This window comes from Ignavibacteria bacterium (assembly GCA_016873775.1).
In the GTDB taxonomy this organism is placed as follows: Bacteria; Bacteroidota; Ignavibacteria; order UBA10030; family F1-140-MAGs086; genus JAGXRH01.
The window spans coordinates 25113-37559 of sequence record VGWC01000017.1; the positions used below are offsets into that span (position 1 = coordinate 25113).

Genomic DNA, 12447 nt, shown 5'->3' on the forward strand with positions numbered 1-12447 from the left:
TTTCCCTCCGAATATTCTCACTGGTGTTTATCTGTATGACTATTTCTGGCTCTGATGATAAACGCACTTCGAATTTACAAGTTCAACGCTTGGAAATTGAAGGAAACGAATCGTTCAGTACGGAAGAAATTCTCAATCTTTTTTCTACACGGGAAACTCCTTGGTGGGGCACGCAAATAGCGTTTTCTCTCTTCGGTGATAAAATCGGAAGTCCTCCATCATATTTTGAAAGCGTAGCATTTGATGCGGATGTTGAGCGGTTGAAAAATTATTATCGCGAAAACGGATTTCCGGATATTGAAATTTTACACGATTTGAAAAAAAACATTACAAAACAAACGATAACAATATCTTTGAAGATCAATGAACATTCTCCTCTTCGTGTTGATTCGGTTGTGTTCCTTGGCGTCGAAGATATTGATTCGACGTTGCGAAATGAAATACTTTCTCATTCCATTCTCAAGAAAAATGCACGCTTTGTCAATAGTGATGTGAATCGAGAAGTGAACCGCATACTCACACTGTTTCAAGACAACGGGTATCCACACGCAGAATTTGTGAAAGATAGTTCTTCCCTTTCTCGGTACGTATCAACGAACAGCATTGTCGCTCGGTTGTACTTTATTCATAAAAAAAAATTTACATTTGGTTCATTGACATTTGACATCACGCAACATTCGAACGATACAGTCAGCAGAGAAGTTTTCATAAAACAAATCGGAATCGCAAAGGGTGAATTATTCAGTAACGAAAAGAGAGCGCGCGGAGAACGGAATTTGAACCGTTTAGGAATTTTTGAAGCCGCTCGCATTGATGCACAGTTTCCTCAAGATGGAAACAAAGCGTTTGAAATTCCTTTGACCGTTGTCGGAAAACTTAGACCTAAGCACGATATTGCGCCGGAACTATCGCTTTCAGACGAGAACAATGCGTTCAATATTGGACTTGGCGGAGGATATACGGATAGAAATTTTTACGGAGAAGCAAGAAATTTTCGTTCGCGTTTGATATTTCGGTTTCAATCGTTGCAAACGTGGAATTTTCAAAAACTTGCTCTTCGAGAGCGTTCTGTTGTTGGAAGTATTGATTTAACTTTTTCCGTGTCGCAACCGTACGTATTTATGCAATCCCTTACCGGGAATACCAGCGTTACGTTTCGTGTTGAAAAACAACGCGAGTACATACAGAATATTATCCGCAGCAATCTTGGTTTTACAAATCAATTTGCTGCATTCACCCAAGGTTTTTTCGAATGGTCGCTCGAGCGTTCGCAAGTAGAATTTCTTTCCGATTCATCGAAGAGAGCAAGCCAGAACATTTTGGAACAAGAAGATACAAAACCGCAATTCAATTCTATTTTGAGCGGAACGTTGCAACGCGATAAAACGAATGATATTTTTTCTCCCACGAAAGGATTTTTTCACTCGATTACGATGGAAGAATCGGGAGTGCTTCCGCTCCTTGTACGAAATCTACAACCCGATTTACCATTCACCCAATATTACAAAATTACTATGCTGGGAAGATGGTATTTTGAAACCGGAAAAAATAAATTTTCGACTCTTGCATTCAAGTTAAAAACCGGTTACCAAAATAAATACGGAGAAAGTTATAGCAACAGCGAGCGATTGATACCATTGAACAGAAGGTTTTTTTCCGGCGGAAGCGGAAGTGTTCGGGGATGGCGCTCTCGGGAATTGGGCGCAATGAATAAGGATTTGCTTCCTTTAGGAGGAAATGTTTTATTTGAAACGAACATTGAAGAACGAATCAATGTATTCAAAGGATTTGGAAAATTTTGGTTCGTTGATGTCAGCCATATTTGGACTGTGTTTTTTTTAGATGCAGGAACTGTTTGGCGTAAAGAACGCGACATACAACTTTCCGATATTGCAGTTGCAACGGGATTTGGAATTCGTTATGATACGTTTTTTGGTCCGTTCCGATTTGATATCGGATACAAAGCATACGACCCGAATGAACATAAAGGAAAACAAACGATTTTTCAAAAGAAATTTTTCGGCGAAACGTTTAAGCATGCGGTCTACCATTTTGGTATTGGGCATGCGTTTTGATGTTTGAAAGAGAAGCGTACAAATGTCTTGGAAAAATATTATTGGACAGCAACGAGTAAAAGAAATATTACAACGTGCATACGAAAGCAATCATCTTGCGCACGCATATCTTTTTTATGGACCGGAAGGATGCGGCAAAGAAGCAACAGCTATGGAATTTGCAAAGGTTCTCAATTGCGAACGAAACAATGGTGAAGCGTGTGATACATGCGAAACGTGCAAACAGATTCAGCGTTTGCAGCACCCCAATATCAAAATAGTATTTGCACTTCCTGGTTCAAGTTCCAAAGAAGAAAACAGTTCGGAAAAAACAACGCGGGGAAATCCCGAATCGTATTCTCATCTTTCCGAAGAAATCATCGAAGAGATTCACGAACAGATAGAGCGAAAAGCGGAGAATCCATATTTTCACATTCAAATTCCCAAAGCAAAAGAAATATTGATAAAAAGTGTCCGCGAAATCATTCGTGAACTTTCACTCACACAGTTTTCTAGAGGGACGAGAGTGATTATTGTATTTGATGCGCATCTCATTAATGAAGAAGCGGCTAATGCATTCTTAAAAACATTGGAAGAACCGCCGCGCTCGACTGTAATTATTTTAACAACGCTGAGAAAAGATAAAATACTTCAGACAATTGTTTCCCGATGTCAACAGATTCCGTTTGAATTGTTAAAAGGGAGCGAAATTGCATCGGCAATTATCGAACGAAAGCCAGTTTCTCCTTCACACGCAAATCTTATAGCGCAACTTGCAAACGGAAGTTACGCGCGCGCACTCGAATTGCTCGAAGAAAAACTGATGGAACGGCGCACGCATCTTCTGAATTTTCTTCGCATCATCGCTTCAAAAAGCGATGACGAAATAGTTGAAGTTGCGGAAAATATTTCAAAAGATTTTTCCCGAGAAGAACTTGTTCAATATCTTTTCCTGATGTTAGTTTGGTTTCGAGATGTGATGATGATGCAATGCAATGGCACAATTATTAACATTGACCAAAAGGAAACATTGATGCGATTGATGCAACGATACCCAAACATCAATTCAGCATACGCTGCGAAACGCATCGAGCAAACTCTTTCGGAAATTGATAAAAATGTCTATGCGCGTTTACTGATTACTTCACTTGCGTTGGATTTACGAACGCTTTTTTTGGATTCTGCTGTAATTGTACAATGAACAACACAAAGAAAATTTTAGTTACTGCTGCACTTCCGTATGCAAACGGAAAAATTCATCTCGGTCATTTGGCTGGAGCGTATTTACCTGCTGATATTTATGTTCGGTATCAACGCGCGATGAAACGTGATGTTGTGTTTATTTGCGGCTCGGATGAACACGGCGTTCCGATTACGATTACAGCGGAAAAGGAAAACACCACGCCCAAAAACGTTGTTGACAAAGTTCACGAACTCAATAAATCTGCGTTTGAGAAGTGCGGAATGTCGTTTGATAATTATTCACGCACATCGCTCCCGCTTCATCACGAAACTGCAAAAGAATTCTTTCAGAAATTTTATCATCAAAAAATTCTTGTTGAAAAAAAAGAGCAACAATTTTTTGATGAGAAGAAACAAAAATTTCTTCCCGATAGATATGTGGAAGGAATTTGTCCCGTCTGCACAAATCCTGAAGCGCGCGGCGACCAATGCGAAAAGTGCGGCTCGTATTACAATGCATCAGAATTAAAAAATCCGAAAAGTAAATTGAGCGGCGAAACTCCGACACTCCGCAATACAACGCATTTTTATTTTCCGTTGGGAAATTATCAGAAACGTTTGGAAGAATATTTGAAAGCGAGTTCGGAAAAAGAACAATGGAAAGACAATGTGTTGAATGCGTGTAAAGGTTGGTTCCATGATGGTTTACGTGATAGAGCAGTTACGCGCGATTTGGATTGGGGCGTTTATGTTCCGCTCGATGGTTACGAAAATAAAGTTCTATACGTGTGGTTTGAAGCCGTGCTTGGTTATATCTCTTCGACAAAAGAATGGAGCAAAAATATTGGCAACGAAAATTCGTGGAAAGAATATTGGCAAAACGAAAACACGAAATACGTTGCATTCATTGGAAAAGATAATATCGTGTTTCACTGCATAGTTTTTCCCGCGATGATTATGGCATGGAATGATATCAGCGATGTGAAATATGTTTTGCCCGCGAATGTTCCCGCGAATGAGTTTTTGAATTTTGAAGGACAAAAATTTTCCAAAAGTAAACATTGGGGAATTGATGTTGATGATTTTCTCTCGGAGTTTCCAGCGGATATCCTTCGGTATGCGCTTTCAGGAATTTTGCCGGAGAATGCAGATTCGGATTTTTACTGGAAAGATTTTCAAGCGCGAGTGAATGGTGAACTTGCGGATATTCTCGGGAATTTTATTCATCGCACGCTGACGTTTCTCCATAAAAATTTTGATGGAAAAATTCCCCAATGCAGTGAACTTACTGAACTTGATTTGCAGTTGATTTCATTACTCGAAACCACTCCCGATGTTGCGGGAAAATATTTTGATGCGTACAAATTTCGTGATGGAATAATTGAAGTAATGAATCTCGCACGATTTGCGAATAAATATTTTAACGATAGCGCGCCATGGAGTTCGTTGAAAAATAATCCGAAACAATGCGCGACTGCCTTAAATCTTTGCGTTCAAACAATTCGCTCGCTCGCAATTTTGTTTGAACCAATAATTCCGTTCACGGTGCAAAAAATTTTCAAGATGTTGAACATAAAAAATTCTATGCGCGAAACTTCTTGGGAAAGTGCGAAAGAATTGCGATTAAATGAAGGACATCCGCTTCAACAACCGGAAATATTGTTCTCAAAAATTGAAGACGAAACGATAGAAAAAATTTTAAATCGAATGGAACAACAAACCAATACTTCAACAAGCCATCAAGCAAACAGGCGAGTGAGCGAACCAGCAAAAATCTCCATTGAAGACTTCAGGAAAATTGAATTGCGTGTTGCAAAAATTCTCTCGTGCGAACAAGTGCCGAAATCCAAAAAATTACTGAAAATTAAAGTAACTCTCGGAACCGAAGAACGACAAATACTTGCTGGTGTTGCGGAGCATTACAAACCTGAAGAGTTAATCGGAAAAACGATTATCGTTGTTGCAAATCTCGAAGCGGCAAAACTGATGGGAGAAGAATCGCAAGGAATGATGCTTGCGGCTTCGGATAACAACAGTAATCTGTGTTTTGTTACAACTGCAAAAGAAATGCACGCAGGAAGTTTAGTGAAATAAAAAAAACTTGTTATTTAGAACGAAGTGAGGAATCTTCTTTAACAAACACGATACTTTATTAGAAACAGTAATTTGATGATTATTTTATTTTTCTTTCTCTCTGTATTTCCTCAGCAAGAATTTTCTTCCTTCGATGAAGTAATTCTTTGGCACATGCAGCATAAAAAAGAAATGCACGCGTTCGATTATTACAAACTCGTGTTTCAAAGTTCATTTGGTCCGGAACACATAGGAAATGATTCATTGCAAATTTTCGGAATGTTGCAACAAGAAATGAAAGAACAAAGCACCATGAAAACCGATTCCGCGGAACAATTGCTTGAGCCAATTTCGGAAGATGGAGAACTTGTGCGCATTAATCTTCGTCCGTTTCGCGATGCACAATTATCGTTGCGTTCTCTTTCTCGCGCAGTGTATTTCACTGCGAAGGAATTGCAGCAAGATACATTGTTATTTCGCAAACAGTGGCGAAATGTTTTGCAGTTACGTGAAGACAAAAAGATTACGATTGATGACAGAGATTTGAACGTCATTAACGATGCATTTTTGAGCAAAGGATTTATTTTTCCTATGCATCACTCGTGGGAATACCAGCAGGCGAATAATCCATCGTATCGAGTTGTGAAGCGTTCGCTGTTCGAAAAGTTGTGTAAAAAAGTGCAATAATTTCCGCAATGCGAATTTCCCTTTTCATAGTTATTTCTTTGCTTGTCGTTGAACAATCTTTAGCGCAATTTTTTTCTTTTGGAAGAAATAAAGTGCAGTACACGGAATTTGATTGGCACGTTTTGAAGACGGAACATTTTGACGTGTACTATTATCCTGAAATGGAAGAACTCGCGCGTATCGGTGCGCAATACGCGGAAGAAAGTTATATTCATTTGATACAGAAATTTAATCACAATGTTTCGTTGCGAATTCCACTTGTCTTTTACAGTTCACACTTACATTTCGAACAAACGAATATCAGTTCAGGACTCATTCCCGAAGGCGTTGGTGGTTTTTTTGAATTTCTGAAAGGTCGAGTTGTCATTCCGTTTAATGGCTCGCTTGCGCAATTTCATCACGTGATTCGCCACGAATTAGTGCATGTGTTTATGCACAGCAAAGTCAATCGGATATTGCTTGACCATCGTATTGCCCAAGACCGTTTGCCACCGTTGTGGTTCACGGAAGGACTTGCGGAATATTGGTCAACATCGTGGGATATACAAGCGGAAATGTTGTTGCGCGATGCTACGATGAATAGTTATATAGTTCCATTATCTACAATGGACAAGATTTCGGGAACGTTTTTGATGTATAAAGAAGGTCAAGCAATATTGGAATTTTTAAGCAAGAATTATGGCGAAGAAAAAATTTTGTTGTTAATGGAAAACTTTTGGCGCTCCGCTTCTTTTCAAGAAGTGTTTCGCTATACCGTTGGAATGAATTACGAAGAATTTGATAACGCGTGGATGTATTCTTTAAAGAAAAAATATTTTCCTTTGCTCTCGAAGAATGATTTTGTGAATAATTCTTCTACGAAGTTAACGACAGAAGGATTCAATTCAAAACCTGTTTTTTTTCGAAGAGATAATGTGCGCGAAATTTATTTTGTAGGAAATTATAGCGGCTATACAGGAATCTATCGTATAGCACTTGATTCGGTGTTGTACGACAAAAACATCTTGCCCCGGAAACCCGAACTCATTATAGAAGGAGAAACATCGGAAGAGTATGAAGTTTTTCATTTTTTTCAAAGCAAAATAGATGTATCTGCGGACGGAACGCTTGTGTTTGTAACCAAAAAAGGAGAATCCGATGCGCTTCATCTTTTTGATGTACAGTCAAATACAATGATTGCGACGTATCAATTTGAAAATATTGTTCTCATTACCTCTCCGTCGTTTTCCTTTACATGCGATGAAATAGTTTTTTGCGCTGTGGATAAATCTGGATTCAGCGATGTGTATGTTTTCAATGTTCGTGATGAACAACTTCGAAAAATTACTGATGATATGTACGATGACCGCGACCCCGTATTTTCAAATGATGGAAATTATATTTTCTTTTCTAGCGACAGAACTACGTTCGGTTCAAAAGGATACTACAATATATTCTCTATTGATTTCAAGAGCGGAAGTATTGAATATGTAACACACGGAGAACATAATTTCAGTAGTCCTTCATTTTCTGACGATGGAAGTCAATTAAGTTTTGTTTCTGACATTGGCGGCGCGCGCAATATCTATACGATGAAAACAAGTCAATTTTCTGATTCATCCCGATACGAAATGTCTATAACGAAAATTACCAACTTTGTAACCGCTGCATTTGACCCAACGTTCACCGATAGTAATGAAATAATATTTTCTTCATTCGATAATTATCGTTTTCAATTGAATGCGCTTGCACTTTCTGAAATTCATGATTCATCAATGAAAGAAATGACGATGAACATTCTTCCTTCATCAACACATTGGATTTCTCAGACGTATCACGATGGAGCAGGAACAGAGTCAAAAAAATACCGCGGTGAATATGCGATTGATATTGCACAAAGTCAGGTATCAACGCAACCGTTTTTCGGAACTGTTGGCGGTGCGTTTGTTGGTTTGAGTGATATACTCGGAAACGATAGATATAATTTTCTCGTGTTCAATACTGCGCAAACTCGGAATGAAGTTCTCAATAGTTTTAACATTGTCATTTCGAAAACATCATTGGAAAAGCGCGCCAATTACCATTATGGAATATTTCGTTTTTCGGGACCACGTTATGATTTAACAGATCCGGATTTGTTTTTTTATGAACGCTTATTTGGAGGATTTTTTGATTTGAGTTATCCACTCTCGACATTTCAGCGTGTAGAGCTTTCGATGAGCGTTTTGAATTCCAGCAAAGGAATTTTTGAAAATATCAGTGAACGAAAAGCGTTGTTTATCTCAAATGGCGTCAGTTATGTTTTCGATAATTCTTTATGGGGACAAAGCGGACCGATTGATGGAACACGTTTTATGACAATTCTTGCGTACACCACAGATGTGCAGAATTCCAATGCTAATTATATTTCATTCAGTTTCGATTACAGAAAATATTTTCGACTTACACAACGTTCATCGTTCGCAATTCGTGCGTGGACATTCTTAAACGAAGGACAGGAAGCGCGGAGATTTTTTATGGGAGGAAGTTGGGATTTACGAGGTTATCGTCGTTGGTCTTTGCGCGGAACAAAACTGTGGCTGCTTTCTCAAGAACTTCGATTTCCGTTGGTTGATGAACTCACGCTGCGTTTTCCGATTGGCGGTGCATCATTTGCATTTCGCGGCGCTGTGTTTTTTGATGTTGGAAGTGTATGGGATAAAGAATACAAGCAAACATTTGGAAGTGTTGGCATCGGCGCTCGCTTAAATTTAGGAAATGTGGTTGTGCTTCGTTACGATATCGGAAAAAAACTGGAACCCAATCTTTCGAAATTTAGTAGCGGTTTATTCTATCAGTTTTTTTTCGGATGGGATTTTTAATGCTTCAGGAGTGTAGGTTTACTATTTTCGATTTGTTGAAGGAAATACTGCAATTCATTCGTTCAAACAAACGATTATGCATTATCCATTACTCAATATTCATTGCTTTCGGTTGCGGTGGAATTCGACTTCCACAAACGTTTTTTTCTTTTGACAAAGATGTAATCAGAGAAGAACTTGTTCCTCCGCTTGAAAAAATTTTTGAACATACGACTGTTGCAGGTTTTCCCAAAGACGCAGGAACGCTTGTGGATTCGTTTCTCTTTGTTGGAACGTTCAACGGCGAAATAAAAGTCTATAATATTGTCACGGGAAAATCGCACGGTTATATTGATGTTGGGACTTCCGTTGCAAGCGCACCCATCGTGGACAGCGAAAGAATATATGTAGCATTATCGAAAGATAAATATTCATTCGTATGTTACAACATTGCAGAAAGAAAAATAGAGTGGAAAAAAGAAATCGGCGAAATTGAAACGCAGCCGCTCTTGTTCAACAGTAGCATCTCTGTTATAAATTCAAACGGTGAATTATGTTCCTTCAGAAAAATTTCAGGAGAACTTCGTTGGAAATATAATGTTCCATCAAGAAAACGCGGAGATAGTTTTCATTCTCCTCTTGCAACCGATGGAGAAAATATTTATTTCGGTTGCGACGACGGTTTTGTGTATTCCGTACGAAATGAAGATGGAACACTTCGTTGGAAGTTGCCATTGGAAGGAAGTATTTTTTCGTCGCCGCGTATTGATGGAGATAAAATTTTCATTACGACGTTGAAAGGATTTGCATATTCCGTTCATAAAGAAAATGCCAACATACTTTGGAGCTATGATGTGCAATCTCCGCTCTATTCTTCTGCAAATGTGAACGAAACATTCGTATTCGTAACGACATTAGGCGGAACAGTTTATAGCCTGAATAAAGAGAGCGGTTCTGTTATTTGGAAATATGATGCGGGAGGAGGAATGAACGTTACTCCACATTTGAGAGGAGATATTTTATATGTCGGAACACTGACGAAATCACTGTTAGCAATTGAAGCGAATACAGGCAAACAGGTATGGAAATTTTCTCTGGAAGGAAGATTGAAAACAAATGTCATTTCGAATAATCATTTTTTAGTAGCATTTGTAGAAGATAGAACTGTTCTCGCATTTCGTTCGCAAGAAAAAGTTTTTGAAGAAACAAAATGAAGTTGCAATTCTTGTTTTTCTATTTTATTATTTCCGCTGCGCTGATGATGATAATTTCATCGCATACGTTTTCTCAAACAACAGAAATTACAACTGAGCCAAATGATCTTCATGTGTTTGTAAATTCTCAATTTGTCGGTCGTTCGCCTGTTCGACTGAATTTTGAAAAAGAGCCGCAAATACTTTCAATATATTCATCACGCATTCGGTCTTGGAATGCGTTGCCGGTAGTTGATACTGTGTGGAAAAGCGAAAAAGTTTTTTCTCGCCACTATACAATCAATAACCCACTTCCTATTTTTTCCAACGAAGTGGCCTTGTTGAGAAATGATAAACAACATTCGTCTGTTTCGATGTATCTCGTTGGCGCAGGAACAATATTATCGGGAAGTATATCAGCATATTTTAAACTTCGAGCGGATCATTTGCATCAACAATTTCTTGATGAATATTATGAAACAGGATTTCAAAACATTTCACTCCGAAATTCTGTCCGACGCAATGATATGATTGCATCCGTATCGTTGGTATTGACGGAAATCGGGTTTATGTATTTAGCATATTCTTTACTAAATTTTTAGCGCTTTTTTTTGCATAACATTGATTCACAATTCATTCTGGGTCTTTATGAGTAAGCATTTTTTTTCACGATATACTTTATCTCACATAGCGATTTTTCTTTGCATTACTTCTTTAGCATTTTCACAAAAAAAATACGAGCGAAAATCGGTAACGGCGATTGGCGCAGTATTTTTTAAAACAACTCCTGCGCCGGAAATTGTTTCCCTCATTAACAATCGTTTGGAATATCATCTTGAAGTTCCGCGTTTTGATTACAACGAACTTTCAAAAGATGCAACGCGCGAGTTTGTGGAGAAAGGAAACAAAACCGATTTGTCTCCGTCGAGTATTCAAAAAGTGTTGGAGGAAACAATTGTTCCGCAAATTGTTCAAGTGGTCAATGCTGTTTCTGAAGAACGCGCAAAAGGAAATCTCACCGAAGAACAACTTGCTGCCGCGGCTGTTAATAAAATGAAAGGAAGCGGATTAACTGCCGACGACGTTTTGAAAGTGATGAACTCTGCATATCTCTATTTGCCCGTTGTAACGGAATTGACAAGCGAGGAAAAAGAAGCGAAAATTAAAGGCTACGTTGCGTGGTATCGAATTTCACAAAAAGATGGAAAAGCAAAAGTGGATAAAGTGAATGAAGCAACCTCCATTCAAGAAGGAAATGGAAATGGTGACCCGGACCAATCGTACCGATTAAGAAATCGTTCAGTGAATGGAACGGAGTTTGCAAAAATTATTTCCGTGAATACGTGGGCGAAAAATCTTGCCGTTGCGATGAAAAATATTTCTGCATTCAAACTTGGCGGGGAAATAAAAAGCGTGGACGGAAAATTCGTTGAAACAAATCTTGGGACAAAAGAAGGACTTGGATTAGACGAAGGATATAACGTTCTTGAAGAGGAAGAAGATAACAATGGAAATATAAAAATTGTGAATGTCGGATTTGTTCGTGCGTCATTTATTGCAAACAATACACAAAAGGAAAACGAATATTCACGATTTCAAAAATACATCGGCTCGAATTTTGAACGCGGAATGTCTTTGCAAGAACGTCCGCGATTGGGAATTGATATAACAGTTCGACCAAAATATTTTACTGCAAACATTCCTCGTTATGCTACGCCGATAATAAACTATGATGCTTTCCTCGCAATATATCATAACTCTCTATTGAGTGAGTTGCAAATTTACTTTCCTACATTAACCACCAAACAAATTACTCCCAAAATTTTTGATGACATCGAAAACGGACACGGATTTATTTTGAAAAACGATGCAACATCAGGGATAGGCATTGACATTAATTTCAATTTGAACATAGCGAAACTCACGAAAGTATCGCAATTGTTTTTGAATGCAGATTTGGCTTTTGGTGTTCCTAACGCTGAAGTAGATGGAGATGCGTTGGTACAATCGAAAGCAGACCCAATTATTTATAGCGGTTATCTCGGTCCAATGAAAAAATTTTGGTTTGGGAGAATGAATTTTAATATCGCTGGTTCAGTCGGTATTGATGTATTCAGGTTGGAAAATTCCGATGCTCAATCCGGTGATTTCGAGAGAATGAGTTTTATTGCTCCTGGAATACAATTAACTGCAGGGTTGGAATATCTTATCAATCCCGATTTGACATTTAATTTCAATCTCGGTTACAAAGCAGCACTTTCGCCTATTGTTGCAGAAGTGAAATTCAAAGACGAAAAGACTATTGATATTTCGGATTTGCTTTCTTCGAACACATTCTTTTCCGGTTTTAAGAATTTGAATATGAGCGGCGTAAACATCTCCGTAGGAATTTCCTATGCGCTTCCATCACTTCCGATTGACCCGTTTGCGCAAATTTCT

8 protein-coding genes are annotated in these 12447 nt (G+C 38.4%); all 8 read left to right on the forward strand.

Annotated elements, in window-relative coordinates:
* Positions 1-35: 35 nt before the first annotated feature.
* Positions 36-2075, forward strand: a complete 2040-nt coding sequence (locus FJ218_04165; protein MBM4166100.1) for a hypothetical protein — start codon at positions 36-38, stop codon at positions 2073-2075.
* A gap of 22 nt (positions 2076-2097) precedes the next feature.
* On the forward strand, positions 2098-3255 hold the full coding sequence (locus FJ218_04170; GenBank protein MBM4166101.1) for a hypothetical protein: 1158 nt from the start codon (positions 2098-2100) through the stop codon (positions 3253-3255).
* Positions 3252-5330, forward strand: a complete 2079-nt coding sequence (gene metG / locus FJ218_04175; protein ID MBM4166102.1) for a methionine--tRNA ligase — start codon at positions 3252-3254, stop codon at positions 5328-5330. Before FJ218_04170 ends, metG begins: the two co-directional genes overlap by 4 nt.
* 75 nt (positions 5331-5405) lie before the next feature.
* Positions 5406-5996, forward strand: coding sequence for a hypothetical protein (locus tag FJ218_04180; protein ID MBM4166103.1), 591 nt, complete (start codon positions 5406-5408; stop codon positions 5994-5996).
* An 8-nt stretch (positions 5997-6004) separates the two neighbouring features.
* Positions 6005-8836 carry a hypothetical protein gene (locus FJ218_04185; protein MBM4166104.1) on the forward strand — a complete coding sequence of 944 codons (2832 nt, stop codon included), beginning with the start codon at positions 6005-6007 and terminating at the stop codon, positions 8834-8836.
* On the forward strand, positions 8824-10029 hold the full coding sequence (locus FJ218_04190; protein MBM4166105.1) for a hypothetical protein: 1206 nt from the start codon (positions 8824-8826) through the stop codon (positions 10027-10029). Before FJ218_04185 ends, FJ218_04190 begins: the two co-directional genes overlap by 13 nt.
* A complete protein-coding gene (locus FJ218_04195; GenBank protein ID MBM4166106.1) occupies positions 10026-10610 on the forward strand; it encodes a hypothetical protein in 585 nt (194 codons plus the stop codon). The genes FJ218_04190 and FJ218_04195 overlap by 4 nt, the downstream gene beginning before the upstream one ends.
* Before the next feature lie 46 nt (positions 10611-10656).
* Positions 10657-12447, forward strand: a 1791-nt coding sequence (locus FJ218_04200; GenBank protein ID MBM4166107.1) for a hypothetical protein, incomplete at its 3' end; no start/stop codon positions are given.